Annotated in this window: 24 protein-coding genes; 17 read left to right on the forward strand and 7 right to left on the reverse strand. The window is 66.5% G+C overall.

Annotated features, from left to right (window positions below; all coding sequences use genetic code 11):
* Nucleotide 1: 1 nt before the first annotated feature.
* Both hemG and BKA03_RS03160 read right to left on the reverse strand, forming a co-directional pair.
* The gene (gene hemG / locus BKA03_RS03155) at nt 2–1405 is read right to left on the reverse strand and encodes a protoporphyrinogen oxidase (protein WP_062074683.1); all 1404 of its coding nucleotides are present in this window, start codon (nt 1403–1405) and stop codon (nt 2–4) included.
* Nucleotides 1405–2544 (reverse strand): TIGR04053 family radical SAM/SPASM domain-containing protein, encoded by a 1140-nt coding sequence (locus BKA03_RS03160; RefSeq protein WP_062074682.1) that lies wholly within the window; start codon nt 2542–2544, stop codon nt 1405–1407. Before BKA03_RS03160 ends, hemG begins: the two co-directional genes overlap by 1 nt.
* Before the next feature lie 312 nt (nt 2545–2856).
* Here BKA03_RS03160 and BKA03_RS03165 point away from each other — a divergent pair, with 312 nt between their 5' ends.
* The 10 genes from BKA03_RS03165 (at nt 2857) to BKA03_RS03210 (ending at nt 12124) form a co-directional block, all read left to right on the forward strand.
* On the forward strand, nt 2857–3969 hold the full coding sequence (locus BKA03_RS03165) for a sensor histidine kinase (protein WP_062074681.1): 1113 nt from the start codon (nt 2857–2859) through the stop codon (nt 3967–3969).
* Nucleotides 3966–4658, forward strand: a complete 693-nt coding sequence (locus BKA03_RS03170; protein ID WP_062074680.1) for a response regulator transcription factor — start codon at nt 3966–3968, stop codon at nt 4656–4658. The genes BKA03_RS03165 and BKA03_RS03170 overlap by 4 nt, the downstream gene beginning before the upstream one ends.
* A gap of 144 nt (nt 4659–4802) precedes the next feature.
* Nucleotides 4803–5939, forward strand: a complete 1137-nt coding sequence (pstS, locus tag BKA03_RS03175; RefSeq protein WP_062074679.1) for a phosphate ABC transporter substrate-binding protein PstS — start codon at nt 4803–4805, stop codon at nt 5937–5939.
* Between the two features lie 121 nt (nt 5940–6060).
* Nucleotides 6061–7020 carry a phosphate ABC transporter permease subunit PstC gene (gene pstC, locus BKA03_RS03180; protein ID WP_062074706.1) on the forward strand — a complete coding sequence of 320 codons (960 nt, stop codon included), beginning with the start codon at nt 6061–6063 and terminating at the stop codon, nt 7018–7020.
* Complete coding sequence (pstA, locus tag BKA03_RS03185; protein WP_062074678.1) at nt 7020–7988, forward strand: phosphate ABC transporter permease PstA; 969 nt, start codon at nt 7020–7022, stop codon at nt 7986–7988. Before pstC ends, pstA begins: the two co-directional genes overlap by 1 nt.
* A gap of 17 nt (nt 7989–8005) precedes the next feature.
* Nucleotides 8006–8785 carry a phosphate ABC transporter ATP-binding protein PstB gene (gene pstB, locus BKA03_RS03190; protein ID WP_062074677.1) on the forward strand — a complete coding sequence of 260 codons (780 nt, stop codon included), beginning with the start codon at nt 8006–8008 and terminating at the stop codon, nt 8783–8785.
* Between the two features lie 404 nt (nt 8786–9189).
* Nucleotides 9190–9528: an ArsR/SmtB family transcription factor gene (locus BKA03_RS03195; protein WP_062074676.1), complete on the forward strand. Its 339-nt coding sequence runs from the start codon at nt 9190–9192 to the stop codon at nt 9526–9528.
* Entirely contained in the window at nt 9528–10628 is a 1101-nt protein-coding gene (locus BKA03_RS03200) for an arsenic resistance protein (RefSeq protein WP_083971376.1), read from the forward strand. The genes BKA03_RS03195 and BKA03_RS03200 overlap by 1 nt, the downstream gene beginning before the upstream one ends.
* Complete coding sequence (locus tag BKA03_RS03205) at nt 10625–11626, forward strand: cation diffusion facilitator family transporter (protein ID WP_062074675.1); 1002 nt, start codon at nt 10625–10627, stop codon at nt 11624–11626. The genes BKA03_RS03200 and BKA03_RS03205 overlap by 4 nt, the downstream gene beginning before the upstream one ends.
* 111 nt (nt 11627–11737) lie before the next feature.
* The gene (locus BKA03_RS03210) at nt 11738–12124 is read left to right on the forward strand and encodes a carboxymuconolactone decarboxylase family protein (RefSeq protein ID WP_062074674.1); all 387 of its coding nucleotides are present in this window, start codon (nt 11738–11740) and stop codon (nt 12122–12124) included.
* A gap of 101 nt (nt 12125–12225) precedes the next feature.
* Here BKA03_RS03210 and BKA03_RS03215 read toward each other — a convergent pair whose 3' ends face one another.
* On the reverse strand, nt 12226–12708 hold the full coding sequence (locus tag BKA03_RS03215) for a hypothetical protein (protein ID WP_062074673.1): 483 nt from the start codon (nt 12706–12708) through the stop codon (nt 12226–12228).
* A 159-nt stretch (nt 12709–12867) separates the two neighbouring features.
* Here BKA03_RS03215 and BKA03_RS03220 point away from each other — a divergent pair, with 159 nt between their 5' ends.
* From BKA03_RS03220 to rlmB, 5 genes are all read left to right on the forward strand, one after another.
* Nucleotides 12868–13350, forward strand: a complete 483-nt coding sequence (locus BKA03_RS03220) for a CarD family transcriptional regulator (protein ID WP_062074672.1) — start codon at nt 12868–12870, stop codon at nt 13348–13350.
* A complete protein-coding gene (gene ispD, locus BKA03_RS03225) occupies nt 13347–14018 on the forward strand; it encodes a 2-C-methyl-D-erythritol 4-phosphate cytidylyltransferase (RefSeq protein WP_062074671.1) in 672 nt (223 codons plus the stop codon). Before BKA03_RS03220 ends, ispD begins: the two co-directional genes overlap by 4 nt.
* Nucleotides 14015–14491 (forward strand): 2-C-methyl-D-erythritol 2,4-cyclodiphosphate synthase, encoded by a 477-nt coding sequence (gene ispF, locus BKA03_RS03230; protein ID WP_062074670.1) that lies wholly within the window; start codon nt 14015–14017, stop codon nt 14489–14491. The genes ispD and ispF overlap by 4 nt, the downstream gene beginning before the upstream one ends.
* Before the next feature lie 182 nt (nt 14492–14673).
* On the forward strand, nt 14674–16095 hold the full coding sequence (gene cysS, locus BKA03_RS03235) for a cysteine--tRNA ligase (RefSeq protein WP_062074669.1): 1422 nt from the start codon (nt 14674–14676) through the stop codon (nt 16093–16095).
* Nucleotides 16096–17046: a 23S rRNA (guanosine(2251)-2'-O)-methyltransferase RlmB gene (rlmB, locus tag BKA03_RS03240; RefSeq protein WP_062074668.1), complete on the forward strand. Its 951-nt coding sequence runs from the start codon at nt 16096–16098 to the stop codon at nt 17044–17046.
* A 25-nt stretch (nt 17047–17071) separates the two neighbouring features.
* Here the strand turns inward: rlmB and BKA03_RS03245 are convergent, their stop codons facing one another.
* The 3 genes from BKA03_RS03245 to BKA03_RS03255 form a co-directional block, all read right to left on the reverse strand.
* Nucleotides 17072–17959, reverse strand: coding sequence for an HAD hydrolase family protein (locus BKA03_RS03245; RefSeq protein WP_062074667.1), 888 nt, complete (start codon nt 17957–17959; stop codon nt 17072–17074).
* 3 nt (nt 17960–17962) lie between these two features.
* Nucleotides 17963–19405, reverse strand: coding sequence for a DUF4032 domain-containing protein (locus BKA03_RS03250; protein ID WP_083971373.1), 1443 nt, complete (start codon nt 19403–19405; stop codon nt 17963–17965).
* 84 nt (nt 19406–19489) lie between these two features.
* Nucleotides 19490–21364, reverse strand: coding sequence for a phosphoenolpyruvate carboxykinase (GTP) (locus BKA03_RS03255; RefSeq protein ID WP_062074705.1), 1875 nt, complete (start codon nt 21362–21364; stop codon nt 19490–19492).
* Nucleotides 21365–21474: 110 nt separating this feature from the next.
* Here BKA03_RS03255 and BKA03_RS03260 point away from each other — a divergent pair, with 110 nt between their 5' ends.
* On the forward strand, nt 21475–22920 hold the full coding sequence (locus BKA03_RS03260; RefSeq protein ID WP_062074704.1) for a helix-turn-helix domain-containing protein: 1446 nt from the start codon (nt 21475–21477) through the stop codon (nt 22918–22920).
* Between the two features lie 85 nt (nt 22921–23005).
* Here BKA03_RS03260 and BKA03_RS03265 read toward each other — a convergent pair whose 3' ends face one another.
* The gene (locus tag BKA03_RS03265; RefSeq protein ID WP_062074666.1) at nt 23006–24157 is read right to left on the reverse strand and encodes an ABC transporter ATP-binding protein; all 1152 of its coding nucleotides are present in this window, start codon (nt 24155–24157) and stop codon (nt 23006–23008) included.
* Nucleotides 24158–24339: 182 nt separating this feature from the next.
* Between BKA03_RS03265 and BKA03_RS03270 the strand changes: the two genes are divergently transcribed.
* On the forward strand, nt 24340–25935 hold the full coding sequence (locus BKA03_RS03270) for a serine/threonine-protein kinase (protein WP_062074665.1): 1596 nt from the start codon (nt 24340–24342) through the stop codon (nt 25933–25935).
* Nucleotides 25936–25945 lie beyond the last annotated feature (10 nt).

Consider the following 25945-nt stretch of genomic DNA (forward strand, 5'->3'; position numbering starts at 1 on the left):
CTCAGGGGGTTGCGGTTCGGGCAATAAGGAGAGCGGCTAGCTCGCCGCCGACCTTTCTGCCGTCGGCCAGACAGTCGGGTACGCCCACCCCGTGCAGCGCCGAACCGGCGACGCGCAACTGAGGTGTGCCGGCAAGCGCCTCCGCGACGGCGCGCACCCGGTCCAGATGGCCAACGGTGTAGGTGGGCATCGCATCTTGCCAGCGGACCAGGTGCCGCAGGAACGGCGCGGAGTGTGCCCCGAGCACTTTCGAGACGTAAGCGCTCACGGTGTCGAGCAGCGCATCGTCGGGAAGAAGCGACGCGGCGCCAACCCTGCCAGGGACGAACGCACGGATGAGGACCGTCCCCTCGGGCGCACGTCCCTGCCACTTGTTGGAAGAGATGGTGATGCCGGTGATCGGCGCAGGCTCGGGACCTGCCTCGAGGTAGCCATGGCCGACAGGTGGCGTGTCGAAGTCATCGGCGTTAAAGCCGAGGTGGACGGTCGCCGTCGAACCGTGCGGGATGGCGCGCAGGGCCGCCGCCGCCGCGGGCGCGACGCCGTCGAGCAGCGCCGCGGAGCATCCGCCCCCGCCAGCGAGCACCACCGCAGCGGCTTCGTGGCGGGTGCCGTCGGCGAGAGTGACGACAGCAGCGGTCCCGGCCACCTCCAGCCCCACGACGCGCGCGCCCGTTCGCAGGTCGACGTTCCGCTCCCGGAGGCCCTTGACGAGGCCATCCACCAGCGAGCCCATGCCCGCCGCCATCGACCGAAAGGGTGAGGCGTCGGGGGAGGCGGGCCGCGGGGCTGACCTGCCCTGCGCCAAGGATGCGACGATCAGACTGCGCCGCTGTGCCTCATGGGTTCGCAGCACTGGTAGGACGGCGTCGACGCTCAGTTCGTCGACCGTCGCCCCATAGATCCCACCGACGAGCGGGTCGGCGAAGCGAGCGACCACTCCGTTTCCGAGCCTGCGCCGCAGCAAGGCCCCGATCGACATGTCCTCAGGACCGAGCACTCGCGGCAGGACGAGGTCCAAGGTCGCGCGCAGTTTTTGCGGCCAACTGAGGACTCGAGTCCTGGCGAACGGGATGAGCCGGGTGGGCAAGACCATTCCCATTCCGGCGGGGATGGGTTCCATGCGGCCGTGCACGCGCAGGTGCACGAGGCGAGGAGGCACAGCGGGGACGACGTCGTCCGCCATGCCCAGGTCCGCCGCCATCTGCACCGCAGCGGGCCGGTAGTTGACGAACGAGTCAGGGCCGTGCTCGACGAGGAACCCGTCGACCATCTCCGAGTGCACCTTCCCCCCAAAACGATCGGAGGCCTCGACGAGGAGCACGCGGTGCCCAGCATTCGTCAACTCCCATGCTGCGCCGAGCCCGGTGACGCCGCCGCCAACGACGACGACCGGTGCCGCCATTACGCGCCGCTCGCCACGGACATCGCGTCGGTACGGTCTTCGTCGCGTGGCACATACGGACACAGGGGGTCGGACTCGAGGGGGTCACCCGTCCAGGCAAGGGCGCGCGCCCGTGAACCGCCGCACCAACGTGCGTAGGAGCAGCGGCCGCATCGGTCCTTGAACTGGGTGACGTCTCGCAGGGCGACCAAGTCGGGGTGGTGACGGTAGATCTCCACGATGTTGTCCGCCGGAACGGTGCCGAGGGGAAGCGGCATGAAGCCAGAGGGCTGCACGACGCCGTCGTGCGCGATGAAGACGATCCCGTTGCCGTCGCGGATGCCGAAGCCGCGGCCGATCGGGCTGGCCTCGATCTGCTCCTCGCTCAGGCCCTCACGCCTCATTTGTTGCACTGCGACGCGGCGGTGCTGCATCGCTTCGACGGTCTTGACCTGGAAGGGCGAGTCGACGTTCAGCTTCTGCAGCCAGTGCATGACGCGTTCGGCCGCTCCCGCGCTGAGCTCCTCGAGCTGTGTGCCCCGGCCCACCGAAATGAGGAAGAACAAGCTCCAGCGATTCAGCGTGTGATGGCGCAGCAGCTCGTAGACGGCGGGCAGGTCGTCGACGGTCTGGGCGGCGACGAGGGTGTTGACCTGGACCGGGATGCCGAGCTCCGCCGCATCCTCCAGTGCCTGGATGGTCGCATCGAAAGTGCCCGAGACCCCGCGGACGCCGTCGTGGTGCACGGCGTCGGAGCCGTCGAGGCTCAGTGAGATCGCCTGCACCCCGGCGTCACGAACCTCGGCAAGACGCGCGCGGGTGAGGAGTGGGGTCACGGCTGGCGCGAGCGACACCCCGATCCCTCGATTGCCGGCCTCGGCTATGAGCACGTCTAGGTCGCCGCGGCGAAGCGGGTCGCCGCCGGTGAAGACGATGTGCGGCAACGGCGAGCCGAATCCGGCGATCGAGTCCAGGACTGTCAACGCTTGCGCAGTGCTGAGTTCGCCGGGCCCTGGGTCCGGCATGGCTGTCGCCCTGCAGTGCTGGCAGGCTAGCCCGCAGGCGGTGGTGACCTCCCAGTAGATGATCATGGGCGCGCGGGCGTAGACCCACCCCTCGGGTCGAACTGCACCGATGCCGTGATGGGGGTGGGAAGTCATCGCCTGCTCCTGTCGCCCCCTGCCTTGTGACATTCGGAATTGACGTTAACACCCGAAATCGGCGTCATTCAGGACCCTCGGGGCTTCGACCGGGACTCCGACGGCATATCATCGCGAAGAAATGGAGGCGCTCTGCGAGCTCGGACGATTCGCAGGTCGTCCAGGAGTCGATGGGTGTCCGAGCGCCGAGACGGCACTCCAGCAAAGCCTGACGCGGCTCGAGAGCCTTGAGGAACGCTCCGGAGCTGGCGAACAATCGGTGACCTCGGTGAACATTCGGTAAAGCCGCCACAACGTCGCTATGGTGGCGCCATGACACCGCTGGCGTGGCTCGTTGCGTCTCTCGCGTTCGGCCTAGGCGTGATCGTGGGGGCGCTCGCACTCAGGCGCCGCGCCAAGAAGGAAGTCGTCGCAAGGATGCTGGTGCCTCACCGCACCCGGCAGATCGTCGCCGCGCTTCAGTCCGGCGCGATCGTGGTGCGGCGCGACAGGCGAGCCGGATATTCCAACCACACGGCCGCGGCCCTCGGCCTGGCCCGCCCCGATGGGGCGCTGCACGAGGCGGTCGCCGACCTTGCCGAGAAGGCATGGGCGACCGGCGAGGTAGTCGAGGAGGACGTGGAGGTGCGGCGCGGGGTTCTCGGCTCGGTGTCGATCGTCCATGTGCGACTCACGCCGATCGACGACGAGCTCGTGTTCGCTGTCGCCAACGACAACACCGAGCAGCGGGCCGCCGAGGCGACCAGGCGCGAGTTCGCGGTGAACGTATCCCACGAACTGAAGACGCCCATCGGCGCCCTATCGCTGCTGGCCGAGACGATTGAGAGCGCCTCGGATGACCCCGTGATGGTGCGCGAATTCGCCGTCAAAATGCGCAGGGAAGCGCGACGCCTGACCAAACTGATTCAGGAGATCATTCAGATTTCACGTCTTCAGGGTGGTGAATCGGTGCTCGACCACGACCAGGTCGATGTCGCCGGGGTGGTCCACGAGGCGTTCGAGGGTGCGGCTTTGGCCGCGGAGGCCAAGCGCATTTCGCTCGTGGCCGATTTGCGGGAAAGGCCCCACGTGCTAGGCGACCGAGACCTCTTGGTGATGGCCGTGCGCAACCTCGTCGACAACGCGGTCTCGTATTCTGACCCCGGCGCCCGCGTGACGGCGTCGGTCACGTGCAAGGACGACATCGTGTCGATTGCTGTGCTCGACCAGGGAATCGGCATCGACGCGCAGGACCAAGAGCGCATTTTCGAGCGCTTTTACCGCGCGGACCCCGCGCGGGCGCGTGACACCGGCGGCACGGGTCTAGGTCTGAGTATCGTCAAGCACGTCGCCCTCCAGCACGGCGGCGCCGTGACCGTTTGGTCGCAACCCTCCGTCGGATCAACGTTCACTTTGTCCTTGCAACGTTTCGAGGAGTCCGAATGAATGACCACGTTCTTATCGTCGAAGACGAGGAGAGCTACCGCGATTCGTTGCGGTTCATCTTCGAACGCGAGGGCTTTCGCGTCACGCTTGCTGCCACCGGCAAGCAAGGGATCGAGGCGTTCGAGCGCGACGGCGCCGATGTGATCCTGCTCGATCTGATGCTCCCCGAGGTTTCGGGCACCGATGTCTTCCGCGTGATCCGCGGGCGGTCGAAGGTGCCGATCATCATGGTCACCGCGCGCGACGATCAGATCGACAAGATCATCGGACTGGAGTTGGGCGCCGACGACTACGTCACCAAGCCGTTTAGCGGCAGGGAACTCGTCGCGCGCGTTCGCAACGTCTTGCGCAGAGCCGCGGCTGGGCTGAGCGACATTCCCGACGAGCCCATCCGCCTCAGCGTCTCGGGCTTCACTCTCGATCCCGAGCGCCTCACCGTCACGCGCGAGGGAGTGGCTCAGCCCTTCCCGCCCAAGGAGTTCGCGCTCCTGCATCTCCTCGCGTCCAATGCCGGACGCGTGCTGACCCGCCAAATCATCATCGACAGGGTCTGGGGCGCCGACTACTACGGGGACACGAAGACGCTCGACGTGCACATCAAACGGCTCAGGAGCAGAATCGAAGAGGAGCCGGGAAACCCGCGATTCGTGCAAACCGTGCGAGGCGTCGGCTACACGTTTGAACCGTGACCGTCTGGCGTTGCGCAACCGTGATGTGCGTTCACCGAACGTTTACCACTCGTTCACTCCACGCCGTCAGCCTCGTTACCTTGCGTCCTTAACGTGAGACTCGACCGGCAAACGTCGGGATGTGTCAACACGTAAGGACATTCTGTGAACATCGCACTTCGCTCGGGTGCCGTCGCTTCCGCGGCCGCGCTCACGCTGCTGCTCTCCGCCTGTTCGGCCTCGAACGAGGCCACCAAGACCTCGACGGCCTCATCGGCCGCGTCCGCCCCCGCAACCTCCGCCGCGACGATGACGCTGTCAGGCACGCTTAGCGGCGCCGGCGCCTCGACCCAGCAGGTAGCCATGGAGACCTGGCGCGCCAAGTTCCAGGCCGCCAACCCCGGCCTCACCATCAACTACGACCCGGTCGGTTCCGGCGGCGGTCGCACCCAGTTCCTCGATGGTTCCATCGCCTGGGCCGGGTCCGATGCCGCGCTGTCCGCAGACGAGTACAAGACCGCTCAGACCACTTGCGGTCCTGACGGCGCCATCAACCTGCCCGTCTACGTCTCGCCCATCGCTGTGACGTTCAACCTCGACGGCGTGACCTCGCTCAACATGGACGCCGCCACGATCGCCAACATCTTCGACGGCAAGATCACCAAGTGGAACGACCCCGCGATCGCGGCCACGAACTCCGGTGTGACGCTTCCGGATTCCGCCATCACGATCGTTCACCGCTCTGACGAGTCGGGCACCACGAAGAACTTCACCGACTACCTCGAGAAGGCCTCGGCCGGCGCTTGGCCCTACAAGGCCTCGGGTACCTGGGCGAACAACCTCGGCGAGTCCGGACAGGGCACGTCGGGCGTGATCCAGATCATCACGAGCACCAAGGGCACGATCGGCTACGCCGACGAGTCGCAGGTGGGCTCGCTTGGCAAGGTCTCGGTCAAGGTTGGCGACACGTTCAACGCTCCGTCGGCAAAGGGCGCCGCAATCGCGCTGTCCTCGTCCAAGCCAGCCGGTCAGAACGGTCCCAACGACCTCGCTTACAACCTCGACCGCACCACGACGGCCGCGGGTGCCTACCCGGTCATGCTCTCGTCGTACGTCATCGTCTGCCAGAAGTACTCGGACAAGACGGTTGCCGCGAACGTGACGGGCTTCCTCGAGTACGTCGCATCCGCTGACGGTCAGGCCGCCGCTGCGGCCACCGCTGGCTCGGCGCCGATCTCCGCTGACCTGTCGGCGAAGATCGAGACGATCCTCAAGGGAATCGCCACGGCGAGCGGCGTTTAGTCAAGCCGATTGGACGGTGGTGGGCTCGTCCGCAAGGATGAGTCCACCACCGTCCTTCCTTTGAGCCCGACGGAGACCAAGCGTGACGATTACAGACAAGCGGGAGACTCAAGAGGCCCCGCTGACGACGCACGGCAGTTCCTTCGCAAATACGGCTTTCACGGGGCTTACGGGCTTCGCAGCCTCACTGATCCTGATCTTGCTCGCCGCAGTCGCTACCTTCCTCATCACGGAAGCCTGGCCAGCGTTGACCGAGGGCGGCACCTTTCTGGCCAGCAAGGTCGACTGGATCCGGCCGGAGCAGGGCGAGAGCCTTGTGCAGATCATCGGCTACTTGGTCTTCGGCACAGTCCTGATTTCCGCCATCGCGCTCCTCATTGCGACGCCGCTGTCGGTCGGAATCGCCCTCTTCATTTCCCACTACGCTCCGCGCAGGCTTGCCGCCGGACTGGGATACCTCATCGACTTGTTGGCGGCGATCCCCTCGGTGGTTTACGGGCTCTGGGGTGCGATCGTGTTGATCCCCGTGTTGCAGCCCTTCTACCAGTGGCTTGGGCACTACTTCGGCTGGATCCCGCTCTTCACACCGGACCCGCTGACCGGCGTCGTATCGCCGACGGGTCGCGTCGCGCTTTCCGCCGCGATCGTCTTGGCCATCATGATTGTTCCCATCATCACGGCCATCACTCGCGAGGTGTTCCTGCAGACGCCGAAGCTGCACGAGGAGGCCGCGCTCGCGATGGGTGCCACGCGCTGGGAAATGATCCGCATGGCGGTCTTCCCGTTCGGCCGCTCGGGAATCATCGGTGCCACGATGCTGGGCCTGGGGCGAGCACTCGGCGAGACGATGGCGGTGTACATGATCCTTTCTGTCGGATTGTCATACTCCTTCAACATCCTGCAGTCGGGTGAGCACAACACCATTGCTTCGTACATTGCCGGGCAATTCCCCGAGTCGAACAGTTATGGAGTCAGCGCCCTCATCGCGATGGGGCTCGCGCTGTTCATCATTACCTTGCTCGTCAACATCCTCGCCCGCTGGATTGTCTCGCGGCGTTCAGAGTTCTCGGGAGCCAACTGATGACTGATACGACCCTCGCGCGCGGCTCCGTTCTCGGCGAACTCTCTCGCCGCCGCAAATTCGTCAACACGGGCATGTCGGTCCTGGTGTACATCGCCTTTGCTTTGGCGCTGATACCCCTGGTGTGGCTGTCCTACACGGTGGTGACCAAGGGCGCGGATCGCTTCATGGTCAATTCCGCGGGCCAGCACGTCTTCAATATCGAGTTCCTGCAGCAGTCGATGCGCGGGGTATTCGGCGGAGCGCCGACGGGAGGCATCCTCCACGCCATCTGGGGCACGGTCATCATTACGGGTATCGCGGCGCTCATCTCGGTTCCCATCGGCCTGCTTACCTCGATCTACCTGGTCGAATACGGGAAGGGTCGACTCAAGCAGGCGGTGACCTTCTTTGTCGACGTCATGACGGGCATCCCCTCGATCGTCGCGGGCCTGTTCGCCTACGCGCTCTTCTCGATCCTCATCGGGCCGGGTACTAAGACGGCTTTCACGGGCGCGGTCGCGCTGTCGGTGCTGATGATTCCCGTCGTGGTTCGCTCGTCGGAGGAGATGCTCCGCCTGGTTCCCAACGAGCTCCGAGAGGCGTCATACGCGCTCGGCGTCCCCAAGTACCTGACCGTGCTGAAGGTCGTCGTCCCCACGGCATTCGCGGGTATCACGACCGGCGTCACTCTCGCGATCGCGCGCGTCATTGGTGAGACGGCCCCGCTGCTCATCGCAGTGGGCGTGGCCGACTCCCTGAACTTTGACCCGTTCAACGGGCGCATGATGACGCTGCCTGTCTATATCGTGACCGAGTGGCACAAGGGCACGGCCGTCTGCAGCAAGTCCGCCGGTCTGACGTGTTTGCCGCAGATCACGGAGTACCGCGCCTGGGGTGCGGCGTTGGTGCTCATCCTGATCGTCATGGCACTCAATCTCATCGCGCGCCTCGTCTCCAAGTACTTCTCCCCCAAGACCGGCCGTTAAGGACAAGGACCTCCACAGTGAGCAAGCGCATCGACGTTAACAACCTCAACGTGTTCTACGGGAGCTTCATGGCCGTAGAGGACGTGTCGCTCGCGATCGAGCCCAATTCCGTCACTGCGTTTATTGGCCCGTCCGGTTGCGGCAAGTCCACCTTCCTCCGCACCATCAACCGCATGCACGAGGTCATCCCCGGCGCGCGCGTCGAGGGCGAAGTGCTCATGGACGGCACCAATCTCTATGACTCGAACATCGATCCCGTGGCCGTACGCCGTCACATCGGCATGGTGTTCCAACGCCCCAACCCCTTCCCGACGATGTCGATCGCCGAGAACGTCGTGGCGGGCGTCAAGCTCAACTCGAAGCGCATGTCCAAGGGCGACGCCGAGGACCTGGTCGAATCGTCCCTCAGGGGCGCGAACCTGTGGGATGAGGTGAAGGATCGCCTGCACAAGCCGGGATCGTCACTGTCTGGCGGCCAGCAGCAGCGCCTGTGCATCGCGCGGGCAATCGCGATCAAGCCCGACGTGCTTCTGATGGACGAGCCGTGCTCGGCCCTGGACCCCATCTCGACCCTCGCGATTGAGGACCTCATCCAGGAACTCAAGGCGAACTACACGATCGTGATCGTCACGCACAACATGCAGCAGGCGGCTCGCGTCTCGGAGAAGACCGCGTTCTTCAACATCGCGGGAACCGGGAAGCCCGGCAAGCTCATCGAGATGAACGACACGACGACGATCTTCTCGGTGCCCTCGGAGAAGGCCACCGAGGACTACATTTCGGGCCGCTTCGGGTAGGTCGGAGGACCTTCAGGGCCGGAGCCCGCCGCCGGAGCGCGATGGGCGCAGGTTTGGGAAGCGTCCGCGAAGCGGACGCTTCGGCTGATCGCCACGTTCGGCTGATCGGCAGTGGGTGAGCGCGGTGAGGCGCCCGCTACGCACGGCCTGCCGCGAGTTCGCCGAAAATTCTCTCGTATTCGGTGAAGGCGCCGTCGATCCCTGGCAGGCACGGTGAACGACGCCGTCACCTGATCGGCCGTCAGCCGAACCATGGCTGCGGACTCCGAGTCGTTGTACAGCGCGCCCACGAGCGCGGCAGGCGCGCCCTCTTCGGCCAGAACGGGCCTTGCGCCACGGTCCCCCCATTCCGTTTCGCCAAACGATCACTCGCCGAGCCATCGGCTTGGTGTTATAGTTCAAGCATGATTGATTCAAATGGTATTGAACTCACGTCTCCTCGATCGGTGGAGTCTTTGGCGGTATTGGCGGCGGTGGCGGACCCCATTCGCTGGACCGTGCTGGCGGTCTTGGCCGAGGCGCCACGGTGCGTCTGCAGTTTGCAGGAGCAGGTGCCCGTTGCCGGAAACTTGCTGAGTTACCACCTGAAGGTCCTGCGCGAGGCTGGGTTGATCACCTCTTCCCGGCGTGGCCGCTGGATCGACTACGCGCTGGCGCCCGACGCCGATGAGCGGATGGCGGCGGCGTTGCCCGGGGCGATCGCCAGCTACAGCGTGATGCGGACCCCCGCCCTGGTCGTCTGATGGACGTGGTCGCTCCCTCGGGAGCGCAGGCCTCCGGGCCCGCGCGCCCAACCCGGCCTGTGCGCGTCCAGCAGCACCTGAGCCGGTGGCTGATGGTCTACGCGATGGGAGCGATCACCGCTGGCCTGGCGGCGGGGTATCCGGCGCGGGCCTGGGCGGGGCACCACTCGGGCGACCTCTCGACCCTGACCACGATCGCGGTGTTCTTGGTCATCTACCCGATGATGGTCAACCTGCGCGTGGAAGCAATGGTCAAGGCCGGGCGCAACGTGCGGGGCCTGGGGTTGGCGCTGGTCTACAACTTCGTGTGGGCTCCGCTGGTGGGGCTCGTGCTGGTCCGGGTGTTCCTGCACGACCCGCTGCTCGCGTTGGGGTTCCTGCTGGTGATGGTGGTGCCGTGCTCATCCATGTCCATCGCCTACACCGGCCTGGCCAAGGGCGACGTCGAGCTCGCCACCGTCATCGTCGCCTTCAGCTTCGTCGTGGCACTGCTCGCGGTCCCGCTGTGGATGATGCTCTTCGCGGCCGGTTATGACATTCCGTTGCCTCTCGGCTCGATGATGGTCTCGATCTTGACGGTCCTGCTGGCGCCGATGCTTGCCGGATGGCTGACGCGCAAGGGCATCGTGGCCTGGCGCGGGCCCGGCCTCCTATCCCGACTACAACCGGTCTTCTCCGCCGCCTCGATGCTGGCGATGTTCGCGATCATCTTCCTCATCTTCTTCGCGAAATCCCAAATGATTGTGGACCGCTGGCAGACGGTCCTGCTCCTGCTGATCCCGAACGCGCTGTTCATGGCCGTGACACTGGGCCTCGCGACCTGGCTCAACCGGCGCATCGGACTGTCTTACTCAGAGCACATGGCCGTGGTGTTTGCCTCGGCCGGGAAGAACAACGCCACCGCGATCGCGATCGCTGCCACCGCCTTCTCGCCCCTGGTAGCCGTGCCTGCCGCCACGATGCCGATCTTCCAGATCCTGTTGATGATCGGCTACGTCAAGATGGCCCCCCGAGTGCGCGACTACTACGCCCGCACCCCCCACACCCGCACCCCCCACACCCGCACCCCCTACGTCCGGTTAGAGGCGTCCCACCCGTGATCGACCCCGACTCGAAGGACACCTCCGACGCGGCCTCCGACATGGCCTCCGCCGCAACACCACCGGCCGCGCCGACGGTCCACGCGTTCGAGCACGCGGGCGACATAGCCCGCCCAGGGCAACGCCGGGCGCTGGGCTGGGCGCTCGGAGTCAACATCGCCCTTCTCGTCGCCGAGGTGATCGGCGGGATCATCTTCGGATCTTTGGCGCTACTCGCCGACGCCGCGCACCTGGTCTCCGACGTCGCAGGCCTGGGTATCGCCCTGGGCGCGCTCATCCTGACGGCCCGCCCGGTCTCGACCAGCCACAGTTTCGGGTTCGCGCGTGCCGAGGTGATGGCCGCCCAGGTCAGCGCCCTGCTGCTGCTCGCCGCAGGGGTGTGGATTCTGATCGAGGGCGTGTCCCGCCTCGGTGCCCCAGTGCCGGTCCAGGGCGCCGGGCTGGCCCTGGTGGCGGCCCTGGGCCTGGTGGTCAACGCAGGCAGCGCTTTCGTGGTCCACCGCGCCCAGGGCGAGAGTCTGAACATGCGGGCCTCGTTCGTGCACCTGGCGACCGACGCCGCCGGGTCCCTCGCGGCCATCATCGCGGGACTGGTCATCCTGGGCTGGGGCTGGGACCGCGCGGACTCCGTGGCCTCGATCGCCACCGCCGCCCTGGTCCTGTGGACCGGATGGGGACTCCTTCGCGATTCCACCCACGTCCTGATGGAGGGCACTCCTCGCGGACTGGACCCCGACCAGGTCACCGCCGCGATCGGCGACGTCGACGGGGTGGTCGGCGTCCACCATGTTCACCTATGGAACCTGGCCTCCGACGTCCCCGCCGCCTCGGCCCACGTCGTGCTGTCCGGCAAACCCACCCTGCACCAGGCGCATGACACAGCCGACGCCGTCAGGGCCACCCTCGCCGACCAGTTCAGCCTGACCAACATCACTCTCGAGCTCGAGGAGGGTCCGACAGCCGGAATTCTTGCCGTCCCGCGGCCACCGCCGGACTGATCTTGCGCCGGGGCCCCGTACGCGAGGTTCTCCCGCGCACCACCCGGTGCAGCCAAGTGCCGGCACGACTGGGCCTCCACGAAGGGGCCCACGAAACGAAGGAGTCACCTCATGACCACCACAAGCTCTACCTCCCAGCCGACCGTCGACCAGATCGTGGCAGGCATGTCCGCGGGGCTGGGCGGCAAAGCCGTTCCGCCCATGATTCAGCTCGCCGCCACCGTCATGCCCGACATGGTGCTCAGGCAGGCCCAGGACAGCGGTTTCGCGATGCCGAAGGAGGGCGGGGCGCTCGCGGAGGAGACCCGTACGATCCTGCTCCTCGGCATCGCTCTGGCTACCGGGAGCGACTGCGTCGAGAACCTGGTGAACAAGGCCAAGGCACAGGGCATCGATGACGCCACGCTGCTCGAGACCTTCAAGATCGCCCGGTTCGCCGAGGCCACCCGTGTGTTCAACAACGCCGTGCCTCTCCTCGCACGGCTCGCAGGGGAGTAGTGAGAACGGTCGGGACCACAGATCGCAGCGGCCGCCATCTGGGCCTGTGCCACCTTGCGTCCCGGCCAGCGGGCAGGCCGTTCCCGCCGCCGGAGCGCGCCCTAGGAGCCCGTCGCCTGGAGTTCGGCCAGTATTCCCTTGTATTCGGGCAACGTGCCATCCAGCACGGGAAGCGGCTTGGAGCTTGACGCGCTCTTGTCGACGCTGATGGTGATCTGCGACGTGAGCCCCGGGGCGACGGTCGATGTCGCGATGAGTTCCTGCTCTCCAGCGGCCACACCGACGCTGACCGTCGACTTCGAGGGGATGGTGAACGAAGCCTTGCCGTCTTCCACCGTCACGTCGACGCTGACCGGCGCGGCGGTCTCGTTGTAGAACGAACCGACCAGCGCGGCCTTGTCGCCTACCCCAGCGGTGATGAGCAACAGGTTCTGGGCCACGACACCGTCGACGGTGCCCCCGGTGCCATCTGACGCGGCGTAGGGCTTTCCGGTGGTGATCTGGGCGGTCAAGGCGCACCCAGAGAGGGACAGCGCCACGAGGGCGCCCAGGGCGCCGACGGCGGAAAGTGAACGAGTGGCCACGACAGGTCCTTTCGCGGGGGGGACTTCGGTCCTAGAGTACCGGCTGGTAGACGTGCGGCTCCACCGCGTGTCGCTCCCGAGGGTCCCGCGGGAGGGCCTATATGGGCCCAACGTCTCGGTGGTAGACTGGGCCCTCGGATCTAAGGGGAAATAACACTTATGAACTTCGTCGTCGGCGAGACGGTCGTGTACCCGCACCACGGTGCGGCCCTGATCGAAGACATCAAGAAGCGCACCATCAGGGGCGAAGAGAAGATCTATCTCAAGCTCAAGGTGGCGCAGGGAGACCTCACGATTGAGGTTCCTGCGGAAAACGTCGACTTGGTGGGTGTTCGCGACGTGGTCGACGAGGCCGGCCTCGAGAAGGTGTTCGCAGTGTTGCGCGAGCCCTACATCGAGGAGCCGACCAACTGGTCAAGGCGCTACAAGGCCAACGTGGAGAAGCTCGCTTCGGGCGACGTGATTCGCGTCTCCGAGGTCGTTCGCGACCTGAGCCGTCGCGACACCGACAAGGGACTCAGCGCGGGCGAGAAGCGCATGCTCTCCAAGGCGCGCCAGATCCTCGTGAGCGAACTCGCTCTCGCAGAGAAGTGCGAAGAGAGCGTCGCCGAGTCCCGTCTGGACAAGGTTCTCGCCTCGTGAACCTGGCGGCCGTCATTACGGCCGCAGGAAGCGGCTCACGGTTGGGTCGCGATCTTCCCAAGGCGCTCGTGCCCATCGACGGGGTTTCCCTCGTGCGGTGGGCAGCGTCGTATCTAGCCTCGGTGACGGATCGAATCGTCGTCACCGCGCCCGCCGATGCTATCGATGACTTTGTCGCCGCGCTCGACGGAGTTGCGGCTCGGGTGAGCGTGGTCCCTGGCGGCTCGAGCAGGCAAGATTCGGTCGCAGTAGGCCTCGCCGAGCTCGCCGACCTGAGCGACGACGACGCCGTCCTTGTCCACGACGCCGCACGGCCCTTCATGCCGGTCGCGGTCTTTGGGCGCCTCCTCGAAGCCATCGAGCACCACGACGCCGCCATTCCCGTCCTCGCCGTGGTCGACACCATTGTGAGCGGCGTCGGGGGCGAAGTGGAATACCTCGACAGGGACCGCCTCGGGGCCGTCCAGACGCCCCAGGCCTTCCGCATCGGCGCAGTGCGTGACGCGCACAAGAGGGCGGCTGCCGATGGCATCGTTGCGACCGACGATGCCTCGCTTGTGCTCCACTATGGCTACAGGCTCGCGACGGTCGAGGGCGACCCCCTGGGTCGCAAGATCACCTACCCCGAGGATCTCGAGGCGTTTGAGCGGAGGTTCAGTTCGCGATGATGAGGACAGGCATCGGCACCGACAGCCACGCGTACGGCGACGGCACCGGTTTGCACCTAGCGGGCCTGGAATGGCCCGACGAGCGCGCCCTCTCGGGGCACTCCGACGGCGATGTGGCGGCACACGCGCTGTGCGACGCGCTGTTCTCCGCCGCGGGGCTCGGCGACCTTGGCTCGAACTTTGGCACCGACCGACCCGAGTGGGCAGGGGCGTCGGGAGCCGCGCTTCTCGCCGAGACCGCCTTGAGGGTGCGCTCCGCTGGCTTCGCAATCGGAAACGCCGCCGTTCAGGTCGTCGGCAACGCACCCAAGGTGGGCAAGCGTCGGGCCGAGGCCGAGGCCGCGCTGTCCGCGGCAATCGGAGCCCCGGTAAGTGTCTCCGCGACCACCACCGACGGCCTGGGATTCACGGGGCGCGGCGAGGGCATCGCGGCGATCGCCACGGCGCTGCTGACGTCCCCAGGGTTGAACTAGCGCGTTCCGCCCGACGCTACGAACCAACACGGCGCACGACACGCCGCTCGCGGGCGCTTGGAGCGCAACGAAACTCGCGCGTCGGCGCCAGATTGGTTCGTAGCGCGAGGGAGCGAGGGCCGGGGGCTCTCGCCAGCACCGCGCGCAGACGCCCTGCGCCCCCGACCGGTAGCCTTAGCCCCGTGACCCTCCACCTTTTCGATACCGCCACCAGGCAAGAGCGCGCCTTTGCGCCGCTTGTTCCTGGCAAGGTTGGCATCTATCTGTGTGGGCCGACGGTTCAGGGCTCCCCGCACGTGGGGCACCTCCGCAGCGCGGTGGCCTTCGATGTGTTGCAGCGTTGGCTTGAGCGCTCCGGCTACGCGGTCACGATGGTGCGCAACGTCACCGATATCGACGACAAGACGCTCGCCAAGGCGGCCGAGGCGGGGGCCGAGTGGTGGGCCTGGGCGCTGAGGTTCGAGCGGGAGTTCCAGGCCGCTTATGCGGCCGTGGGCGTGCTTCCTCCGGCGGCAGAGCCTCGCGCGACCGGCCACCTCCCCGAAATTGTCGAGCTCATTGAGAAGCTCATCGAACGCGGTCACGCCTACGTGAGTGAGGGCTCCGTCTACTTCGACGTGCGCTCGTACCCGGCATACGGTGCGCTCACGAACCAGGGTCTCGATGACCTCAGCCCTGCCGCAGATGCGCCCTCAGAGGTCAAGCGCGATCCGCGCGACTTTGCACTGTGGAAGGCGCGCAAGGACGGCGAACCGGCGACGGCATCGTGGGATTCCCCGTGGGGCCCCGGCCGGCCCGGTTGGCACATCGAGTGCTCGGCCATGTGCCGGCGCTACCTTGGCGACGCGTTCGACATCCATGGCGGCGGGCTCGACCTGCGCTTTCCTCACCACGAGAACGAACAGGCGCAGTCGCGCGCGGCGGGCTACGACTTCGCTCAACTGTGGATGCACTCGGCGTGGGTGACCCAGTCGGGCGCCAAGATGTCGAAGTCGCTCGGCAATGGCCTCTTGGTTTCCGAGGTGCTCACGCACCACCCCGCGCCCGCGCTAAGGCTCGCGCTCGCGCAAGTTCACTATCGATCGATGCTCGAGTACTCCGATGCCACGATGGACGATGCGGCGGCCACGTGGGCGCGCCTGGCAGGCTTCGTCTCGCGCGCGTCCGAGCGGGTGGGTTCGCCGACGCTCGAAGACGTGGCGCGCGCGGTGCTTCCCGAGGCTTTTGTCGAGGCCATGGACGACGACCTTGCGGTGCCACGCGCCGTGGCCGTGGTTCACGACGCGGTCCGCACCGGGCACGCGGCGCTGACGGCGGGTGACGCAACCGCGCTCGCGGCGTCACTTCTTGAGGTGCGCGCGATGCTGAGCGTCCTGGGGCTCGACCCCGGGTCGCCCGAATGGGCGGGGACGGACTCATCTGCATCGGGCGCGATGGGGGCGCTCGACACCCTCGTGCAGGCAGACATTGAGGCGCGGGCACAAGCCCGGGCTTCCAAGGATTGGGCGGCGGCCGACGCGATCCGCGACCGGCTGGCCGCGGCGGGCATTGTGCTCGAGGACTCGAGTGAAGGCGCGCGCTGGTCGCTCGCAGGAGAGGCTTAAATGGCAGGCAATCAGAAGCGTCCGGGCGCAACGCGCCGGATCAAGAAGGGCCCCTCGATTGGCACGGGGGGCAAGGGTCGCAGGGCTCTCGAGGGCAAGGGCCCAACGCCCAAGGCCACGGACAGGCCGTACCACAAGGCGTATAAGCCCAAGCCGACCGAGGCCGAGCTCGCCAAGAAGGTCGCCAACCGCTCCACGGGGCCTCGTGACGTGACCTCGAAGGTCGAGGACCTCGTCATCGGCCGTAACAGCGTGCTCGAGGCGCTCCGGTCTGGAATGGACGCCAAGGTGCTGCTCGTGTTCCAGCGGGTCGACGCCGACGAACGCATCACCGAGATCGTGTCGCGTGCCGTCGAGCAAGAGATCGAGGTGCGGGAGGTCCCCAAGTCGACTCTCGACCGCCTGGCAGACGGCAGCCCCCACCAGGGTGTCGCTCTCGAGATCCTGCCGTACAAGTATCTCGAGCCCGTCGACCTGCTTGAGGCGGCCAGCCCCATTCGGATCATCGCGCTGGATGGCATCCAGGACCCTCGCAACTTGGGCGCGATTCTGCGCTCGGCCGCCGCCTTTGGTGCATCGGGAGCGGTCATCCCCGAGCGTCGTGCGGCGGGCGTGACCGTCGCCGCGTGGAAGGTGTCGGCAGGAGCCGCCGCCCGCATCCCCGTGGCTCGCGCGACCAACCTTGTGAGGGCCCTTCAGGACTACAAGAAGGCGGGCCTGTTCGTTTTGGGTCTCGATGGAGACGCCGATGTGGCGCTCGCGGACTCGAACCTGCTCGACGGCCCTCTCGTGATCGTCGTTGGCGCCGAGGGTGCGGGCCTGTCGCGGCTCGTGCGAGAGACGTGCGACCAGATCGCCTCGATCCCCATCTCGGCCACCACGGAGAGTCTGAATGCCTCCGTGGCCGCTTCTATCGCCCTCTACGAGGCGAGCAAGGCCCTGAAGCGCTAGCGCGCTAGGAGCTCGTCGGCGCGCGTCACGGCGTCGCGGTATGTGACGCCGCGACGGGGCCCGCGTCGATGAGCCCCAACTCGGCGAACGCGGTGGCGATGCCGTTCTCGTCCGGGCCAGGGGCGACCAGGTCGGCGGCCGCGATGACCTCGGGCATTCCGGTGGCCATCGCGACGCCGACGCCCGCGAACTCGATCATCTCGAGGTCGTTGAGGTTGTCCCCGAAGGCGACGGTGTCCTCGCGCGCGATGCCGAGCCGCTCAATGGCGGCCTTCATGCCCTCGGCCTTGTTCACGTGGGCCAGATACAGTTCGCCAGCACCGACGCCGAGGTCGGCGATCGACGAGGGAAACATTGCCACCTCGTCCCCAAGCTGGGCGGCGATGATTTCCATCGACACGGGGCCGTCGAAAGCGGTGATCTTGCCGATGCCGACGCCGCTCAGGTCCTCGAGGGGCGTCAGCGCCGCGACGATGTCGACCAGCCCGGCCAGGTGAGGAAAGGCCGGGTCGCTGCTGAGCGCCGCGCGCGCAGCGAGCACATCGATCGCGCTCTGGCGCGCGAAGGTGCCTTCCGGCGTCTCGAGTAGGTAGTGCGTTCCCGCGGCGTCCAGGAGGCTCATCGCGCGAGCGGCCAGGGGCGCAGGGAAGCGGATATCGAGCACCACGTCGTCGCCCACCGTGACGTGCGCTCCGGCGCCGGCGACGACGCCGTCGAATCCGGCCGCGGTCAGGTGAGGCGACAGGAGGGAGACGGGGCGCCCGGTGCAGAGGAAGACGACGTGGCCCGCGGCGCGTGCCTCCCGCACGGCGGCTTCGTGAGCGGGCGGCACGACGCCGTGATGCGCGTACGTGCCGTCGACGTCGAGAAAGACTGCGCGCCTGACGCTCGCCGCGCGATTCCCGTCCGTCACCCGCTAGGCCTCGCCGTCGGCGACGTCGGTCTTTGGCTCGATTGTCGTCTTGCGCGCGCGAGGCTTGGTCGTGACAGGTTTGCGCGTGGTCTCCCTGCGCACCACGGGAGGCTCAGCCGCCTCGGGCTCCGGGATGATTCCCCAACCGTACGTATTGTCGTTTTCGTAGGGGTCGCGTACCTCGTAAATCGAGCCCACTTCGGCGGTCAGCGCCGGGAGCTCCGCGGTCATCTCGGCGAGCGAGCGGCCAAGCACGGCCTCCTCGTCGTCCTTTTCCGGAAGGACGTGCTTGACGTAAGACGCCGTCGCGACTGGCATCGGCACGTCGTGTCCCGCCGACTCGGCGAGATACCAGCGGTGGTCGAGAACCTCGTGGAAGAGCTGGGCCGGCTCAAGCTTGCCGCGCAGGTATTTGGGGACCGCGCGTACGGTCGGTTCGAAGATATGCCTGAGCCATTGGTGAGCCCCGTAGTTCTCGTCATCGCCCGATTCGGGGTGGATGGAGCGATACTCGTCGACGTCGTTGAGCAGCCGTCGCGCCTGGTTCTCCTGGACGTCGAGCCCCGTGAGTCGCATGAGCCTGCGTGAGTGGTGGCCCGCGTCGACCACCTTGGGCTTGATCGTGAGTGCAGTGCCGTCGCCAACCTGCTGCATGTCGATCTCGCCGACGTCGAAGCCCATCTCGTTGAGTTCCTGCACGCGTGCCGCGACGTGCATCGGGATGTTTGAGGTGAGGGTTTCAGTTTCCGTCAAGGCGCGCCACAACTGCTCGTAACGGGTGGAGATGCGTTCGGCAATCTCCCCGGGTTCGACGCTCTCGTCGAGGTCCTCGCTCGCTTGAAGGTCGTACAGCTCGCCCGCTATGTTCGTGACGGCGATTTCGATGTCGTAGCCGCGCTGTCCGTCGGTGAGGGCGCGCTGCAGGTCGCCCGTCTCGGCATCGACCAGATACGCCGAGAATTCGGAGGCGTCGCGTCGGAACAGGGCGTTCGACAGCGACACATCCCCCCAATAAAAGCCCGTCAGGTGCAGCCTGACGAGGAGGACCGAAAGCGCGTCGATGAGGCGCTTGAGGGTTCCCTTGCGCAGATCTTGGCTGAAGAGCGCGCGGTACGGGAGGGAGAACGCGAGGTGCTCGGTGACGAGCGCCGCCGCGAGTTCTTCACCTGCGGCGTCGATGCGCCCTGTGACCACGGCAACGGGGTGGACGCAGGGGGCCCCCATGCGCTCGAGCTCGCGGAGCATCATGAACTCCTTGTGCGCGATCTCCGGATTGGTCTCCTTGACGGCCAACACCGAGTCGCCGTGACGCACAAATCGCACGACGTGCCGCGACAGTCCTCGGGGTAGCGCGGCGATGCGCTCCTCCGGCCACGCGCCCAGCGGGATGGACCATGGCAGGTCGATGAGCGCGGCGTCGGCCGCTCCGGTGATGTGCAGGGGCATGTGCCAACACTACGGTGCTCGCCAACGACGACGGAAGACGGCGTCTTCGGCCAGCTCAGGGCCGCGACGCCGTGATGTGAGCCACTAGCGCTGGTGTGCCGCGGCCGCCGACCGGTGTGCAGCGAGGCGCTCGAGCGAGGTCGTGAGCGCGCTGAGCTGCTCGCGCAGCGCCGCGGGCACCCGTCCATCGAATCGGTCGAAGTAGGCCGCAGCATCTGCCGCCTCGGCGAGTTGCGACGCGGGGTCAATGTGAAACAACTCCTGCCACTGCGAGTCGGTGAGGTTGAGTCCATCGAGGTTCATCGAGCCCGCGACGGGTAGCAGTCCCAGCGGGGTGTCCGCGGCGGCGGCGGAGCCGTCGAGGCGACCGAGAATCCAAGCAAGGACCCGAACGTTGTCACCAAATCCTGGCCAGATGAAGCGTCCGTCGGCGTCCTTGCGGAACCAATTGACCTGGAAGACGGCGGGGGGCTGCGCGCCAGCTTCGCGCACTGCGTCGCCCACCTCGATCCAGTGGCGCCAGTAGTCGGCCATGTGGTAACCACAGAAGGGAAGCATCGCGAACGGGTCGCGCCGCAATTCTCCCACCGTGCCCTCCGCCGCCGCGGTGCGCTCCGACGAAACGGTCGCGCCCATGAATACCCCGTGCTCCCAATCGCGGGCCTGCGCGACGAGGGGCACATTGGTGGCACGGCGACCGCCGAACAGGATCACGTCAAGGACGACCCCTTCCGGGTCGTCCCAGGTGTCCGCGATCGTGGGGCAGCTGTCCGCCCGCGCCGTGAATCGGGAATTGGGATGCGCCGCTGGAGTGCCCGCGTCTGGGGTCCAGTCGGCGCCCTTCCAGTCGACCAGGTGGGCCGGAGGCAGGTCTGTGAGGCCCTCCCACCACACATCCCCGTCGTCCGTCAGTGCCACGTTCGTGAAGACCGTGTCCGTTCGGACAGTGTCAATCGCGGTGCGGTTGGTCAGCGGGCCGGTTCCGGGTGCCACCCCGAAGAAGCCGGCCTCGGGGTTGATCGCGCGCAGACGCCCGTCCGGCCCCGGCGCGATCCATGCGATGTCGTCGCCAATGGTCTCGGCCTTCCAGCCGGGCAGCGTGGGCGCCAGCATGGCGAAGTTGGTCTTTCCGCATGCGGACGGGAACGCCGCGGCGACGTGAAAGACACGGTTTTCGGGCGTGGTGACCTTGAGCAGCAACATATGTTCGGCAAGCCAGCCCTCTTCGCGCGCGATCACCGATGCGATCCTCAGCGCGAAGCTCTTCTTCGCGAGGATCGCATTGCCGCCGTAGGCGGATCCGTACGACCAAATTTCACGGGATTCCGGGAAGTGGCAGATGTACTTGGTGTCGTTGCACGGCCAGGGAACGTCCTCGTCCCCGGGTCCCAGGGGGGCGCCGACGCTATGCACGCAGGGCACCCATGCGGTGTCTGGAGTGATCTGAGCGAGCGACTCCGAACCCATGCGCGTCATGGTCCGCATGCTTGCGACGACGTACGGCGAGTCGGTGACTTGCACCCCTAGCCGGGCGAGAGGGCTTCCCACCGGCCCCATGGAGAACGGCACCACATACATTGTCCGGCCATGCATGGTCCCGCTGAAGAGGCTTCGCAACTCGCGGAGCATCGCGACCGGCTCCTGCCACTGATTGGTGGGTCCGGCGTCGGCCTCGGCTTCCGAACAGATGAAGGTACGGGCTTCTACCCGCGCGACGTCAGAGGGATCCGAACGCGCGAGATAGCTGCGGGGCCGCAACTGAGCGTTGAGCCTCAGGAGCGTGCCTTGCTTGACCAAGAGGTCGAGCAGGGACTCATACTCCTCATCGGAGCCAGTGCACCACACCACAGCGTCGGGTTGCGTGAGCGCCGCAATCTCCTCGACCCACGCGGTCACGCGTCTGTCCGCATTCGTCGGCGCCGCGGGTCCAGGTGGCAACACGTAGTGAGCGACGGTCATGGCGACTCCGATGTCGAAGGATAGGAACAACTTTCACCATACGGATATGAGCGGAGGTCAAATGCTAGATTGAGGCATAAATTGTGCGAGAAATGTTCAAGGCGGAAAATATGGCGGATCTTGCTACTTTGGGGCGACGGGTGCGTCACTTTCGCGCCGTCGCCGGTCTCACGCTCGATCAACTCGGCGCCGACGTCGGTGTCGGTGCGAGCCAGTTGTCCCTCATCGAAAACGGTCACAGGGAACCGCGCCTGTCTCTGTTGTCGGCCATTGCGGAACGGCTCGGCGTGCCGCTCGCCGAGCTTCTCGATACCGCGCCGCCGGATGAGCGTGCCGCGTTGGAGATCGAACTCGAGAGGTTCCAATCGAGTTCGGGCTACCGCAAACTCGGGCTGCCTATCCTCAAGCCCACGAAGGGTGTCGCCGATAGCACCCTGCGCACGGTCGTGGGCCTGCACCGTGAACTGGACCGTCGCGCCCGGCTCGCCATCGCAACGCCCGAAGAGGCGCGGCGCGCCAACACGAGTCAGCGTCGCGAGATGCGGGAGAGCAACAACTACCTGCCAGCCATCGAGGCGGTCGCGGAGGAGTCGATTGCAGCGGTAGGACACCGCGGCGGTGCGCTCACTCACCACACGGTCAACGAGATGGCCAAGCGGTTGGGCCTTCAGATCGTCCATGTCGACGATCTTCCCCATTCGGCGCGGTCCGTCCTCGACATAGGGAGCGGCCGCATCTACATCCCGCCGGCCTCGATTCCGGGAGGCCACGGGCTGCGTTCCCTGGCGCTACAAGCGATGGCCCACATCCTGCTGGAGCACGGCGCCCCTGTCGACTATGCAGACTTCTTGCGCCAGCGCGTCGAGGTGAGCTACTACGCGGCGGCCTGCCTCCTGCCCTTGGCCGCGTCGCTGGAGTTTCTGACGAGGGCCAAGGACGACCGGTCGATTGCCATCGAGGACTATCGCGATGCGTTCGGTGTGACTCACGAGGCGGCGGCGCTCCGCTTCACCAACCTCGCAACAGAGCACCTGGGCATCACCTTGCACTTCTTGCGTGTCACGGGCGAGGGTGCGGTGGTTCGCGCGTACGAAAACGACGGGCTCCCCCTCCCCGTCGACGCGACGGGAAGCACGGAGGGCGAATTTGTGTGCAGGAACTGGAGCGCCCGCCAAGCATTCGCGCGCACGACGCGCACCACGGAGTATCAGCAGTACACGGACACTCCCGCGGGAACGTACTTCGAGTCGACGCAGACGGGCACCGGCCAAGGGGAGGACTTCTCGATCACCGTGGGCGTGCCATACGCGGAGTCCAAGTGGTTCTGCGGTCGGCAGTCGACCGTTCGCCGCAGTTCACGGTGCCCCGACCTCGACTGTTGCCGCAGGCCGGACGAGCGCCTCGCCGCCCGCTGGGACGGCGACGCGTGGGCCAGTTCTCGCGTCCATGCGCATATCTTCGCGCCGCTTCCGCATGGCACCTATCCGGGTGTCGATGACCGCGAACTCTATGAGTTCCTCGAGGCGCACATCGAGACAGACTCGGCAAGCGACTGAAGCGGTGCGGCCGTCGACCGTGCTGGGACGACGAAGGGCGGCCCGGCGAACCGGACCGCCCTTCGTCGTGAAGAAAGGTGAAGCGCTACTTCTTGTGGGAGATCACAGGCTCCGACGTGAGGCGAAGGCCCGAGGCGGACGAGAAGACGTGCTGCTCGCCGGTGCGGATCGTGACCCAGATGGTCTCGCCCTTCTTAGGAACCTCGCGGGGGTCAAGACGCACGACAACCTGCGAGTCTCCCGCCGAGAAGTTGATGCCCTTGGCCTCGCCGTACTCGGTGGGAACCGAGCCGTAGACGAAGGCGTCGGAGCCGAGCTCCTCCACCACGTCCACCTCGACGGGGATGGCGCCATCGGCGTTCGGGGCCGCACGGTCGAGCGCCTCGGGACGGAAGCCGAGAACAACCTGGCTCTTGTCTTCCGTTTTGAGGGCCGCGATCGTTTCGCGAGAGAGGGCCACCTTGCCGCGGCCCACCTGTGCGAAGCCGTCGAACACCTGATACGTACCGATGTTCATGGCGGGGGAGCCAATGAACCCGGCGACGAACACGTTCGCGGGGGTGTCGTACATGTCGCGCGGGGTGCCTACCTGCTGGAGCACGCCGTCCTTCATGACGGCGATGCGGTCACCCATGGTGAGCGCCTCGACCTGGTCGTGTGTCACATAGACGGTCGTGACGCCGAGACGACGCTGGAGGGCGGCGATCTGCGTGCGGGTCTGGACACGGAGCTTGGCGTCAAGGTTTGACAGCGGCTCGTCCATGAGGAACACCTGGGGCTGACGCACGATGGCACGGCCCATGGCGACGCGCTGACGCTGTCCACCGGAGAGGGCCTTCGGCTTGCGGTCCAGGTACTCAACGAGGTCGAGGATCTTGGCTGCAGCCTCGACACGCTCACGGATCTCCGACTTGTCCTTCTTGGCGATCTTGAGCGCGAAGCCCATGTTCTCCGCAACGGTCATGTGGGGATACAGCGCGTAGGACTGGAACACCATGGCGATGTCGCGGTCCTTGGGCTGCACGTTGGTGACGTCGCGGTCGCCCACCCAGATGGCGCCTTCGTCGATGTCCTCGAGGCCTGCGAGCATTCGCAGCGAGGTCGACTTTCCGCAACCAGAGGGTCCGACGAGAACGAGAAATTCTCCATCGGCGATGTCGATATCAAGCTTGTCGACCGCGGGGCGGTCGGTGCCTGGGTAAATCCTGGTGGCCTTGTCATAGGTCACGGTTGCCATAACTGGTCCCTTCACCGGCAGGTACGTGCCGGACGATCCGAGTGAAGAGCGCCTGTGTGGTGTCCACACTGACACTTGCCCGTCGCAACGTCGCGAGAGGCAACCCCCATCTTGCCATAGGAATCTTGGGACGTCGGCCCGAGCCGGGGCTCCCGTGCGCGCGGGGACGGTACGGTGGCTCCATGGCAGGCCGAGCGCTTCACCGTGGCGACGAGGTGGGTGGCTACATCGTCGAACGCCCTCTCGGGTCGGGCGGCTCGGGACAGGTGTACCTCGTGCGCAATGCGGAGGGCGCCGCCGTCGCGCTCAAGCGCGTTGACGCCCAACACGACGAGGTGGCGGCGGAGCGGTTGCGGCGCGAAGTGAGGGCCCTCATGGCGGTGCGCCACCCGGCCGTGCCCCGCGTCCTTGACGCCGAGCTTGAGGACGATGACACGTTCGTCGTCTTCGAATTCATCGAAGGCGAATGCCTCGCCGACGAGGTCGCCGCTCGGGGTCCCCTTGAGGGTGAGGACCTTGCCTACTGCGCCGAGCGAATCGCAGGCGCGCTCGAGGCCGCGCACGCGGCGGGCCTTGTGCACCGAGACGTCACCCCTTCGAACGTCATGATGTCGCCAGCGGGCGCGGTCCTCATCGACTTTGGGCTCTCGCATCGCGCAGATGACTCGCGTTTGACCAGGGAGGGCCTCGTCAGCGGCACCGCCGGTTACGTCGCCCCCGAAGTAATCGACGGCGCGGAGCCGGGGGCCGACGCCGACAGGTGGGCGTGGGCCGCGACGATGGCGTTCGCCATGACGGGCAAGGCGCCATACGGCACGGGGAACAGCGCGATCCGCAAGACTTTGCAGGGCAAATGGTCGGTGCCCGATCTTCCTGGAGCCGAGGTGCTGGCGGCGGCTCTCGACCGCAAGGTTGAGGAACGGCCGGGAATGCGGGACATCGTGGCGGCGATGCGCGGCGCGACAGCGATCCTGCCGGTCGAGGCTTTGGCCGCCACCGCCGTGATGGAAACCTCCTCCGACGGCACGGAGGTGCTCGCTGTCAATGACCCCGAGCTCAATGACGGCGAGTTCTCGGACGGCGACGACTTCGAAGACGGCTGGCGAACCGTCGACTTTGACGGCCACGTTCTCAACGACATGGTGTTACCTGGGCGCGAGACCCTCGAGGGCGATCTGGAACTCGCGATGAGGCGGCCCGTCCTCGTGGCGGCGTGGGCCACTGCGGTCGCCGCGAGTGCCGCGGTGGCACCGTTTGCGGGCGCCGCAGTCGTCATCATCGCCGCGCTCGTCGCGCGCACCGTTTTTCGCCGCGGCGAGGCCCTGCGCATTGCTCGTGCCAGGCGCGGTGAGCGCCGGCGCGATTCCGTCCTCCACACTCTTGGCGTCCCCTGGCATCTGATCAGGGCGGCCGCGGAACTGTTGCCCTCGCTGATCGTCGCCGCGCTCATCGGGACGGCGGTGGGAGCGCTCGGTTGGTATTTGGTGTCGATCGGGGCCGTCGCGACGAGTACCCCCGACGGTCAGGGGTGGGGTCATGCGATCGCCATCGCGGTGGGGCTTCTCGCCTTCGAGGGCGCCTTGTGGTGGGGACTGTGGTCGTGGACGACCAGGGAGGGTTCGTACCGAGTCGCGGAGTCGCTTGCTCCCACCAACGGCGTGAGCGGCGCGTGGATCGTCGTGGCGCTCATCATCTTTGGTAGCGCTTCCCTTGCCGTCTATGTGGGAGCAGATCCGTGGTGGTGGCCGCTTCCCGCGATGCCGCAAAGCGGGGGCTAGCAGGGGCTCG

Source organism: Demequina lutea, assembly GCF_013409005.1.
Classification (GTDB): Bacteria; Actinomycetota; Actinomycetes; order Actinomycetales; family Demequinaceae; genus Demequina; species Demequina lutea.

Coding starts and splice junctions, on each gene's coding strand:
- BKA03_RS03170 (WP_062074680.1), top strand. CDS start 3,966: ATGAATGACCACGTTCTTATCGTCGAAGACGAGGAGAGCTACCGCGAT.
- BKA03_RS03160 (WP_062074682.1), bottom strand. CDS start 2,544: ATGACTTCCCACCCCCATCACGGCATCGGTGCAGTTCGACCCGAGGGG.
- BKA03_RS03200 (WP_083971376.1), top strand. CDS start 9,528: ATGGACGTGGTCGCTCCCTCGGGAGCGCAGGCCTCCGGGCCCGCGCGC.
- BKA03_RS03260 (WP_062074704.1), top strand. CDS start 21,475: ATGGCGGATCTTGCTACTTTGGGGCGACGGGTGCGTCACTTTCGCGCC.
- BKA03_RS03210 (WP_062074674.1), top strand. CDS start 11,738: ATGACCACCACAAGCTCTACCTCCCAGCCGACCGTCGACCAGATCGTG.
- pstA (WP_062074678.1), top strand. CDS start 7,020: ATGACTGATACGACCCTCGCGCGCGGCTCCGTTCTCGGCGAACTCTCT.
- hemG (WP_062074683.1), bottom strand. CDS start 1,405: ATGGCGGCACCGGTCGTCGTCGTTGGCGGCGGCGTCACCGGGCTCGGC.
- BKA03_RS03220 (WP_062074672.1), top strand. CDS start 12,868: ATGAACTTCGTCGTCGGCGAGACGGTCGTGTACCCGCACCACGGTGCG.
- BKA03_RS03195 (WP_062074676.1), top strand. CDS start 9,190: ATGATTGATTCAAATGGTATTGAACTCACGTCTCCTCGATCGGTGGAG.
- BKA03_RS03265 (WP_062074666.1), bottom strand. CDS start 24,157: ATGGCAACCGTGACCTATGACAAGGCCACCAGGATTTACCCAGGCACC.
- BKA03_RS03270 (WP_062074665.1), top strand. CDS start 24,340: ATGGCAGGCCGAGCGCTTCACCGTGGCGACGAGGTGGGTGGCTACATC.
- ispF (WP_062074670.1), top strand. CDS start 14,015: ATGATGAGGACAGGCATCGGCACCGACAGCCACGCGTACGGCGACGGC.
- BKA03_RS03250 (WP_083971373.1), bottom strand. CDS start 19,405: ATGCCCCTGCACATCACCGGAGCGGCCGACGCCGCGCTCATCGACCTG.
- BKA03_RS03255 (WP_062074705.1), bottom strand. CDS start 21,364: ATGACCGTCGCTCACTACGTGTTGCCACCTGGACCCGCGGCGCCGACG.
- BKA03_RS03165 (WP_062074681.1), top strand. CDS start 2,857: ATGACACCGCTGGCGTGGCTCGTTGCGTCTCTCGCGTTCGGCCTAGGC.
- rlmB (WP_062074668.1), top strand. CDS start 16,096: ATGGCAGGCAATCAGAAGCGTCCGGGCGCAACGCGCCGGATCAAGAAG.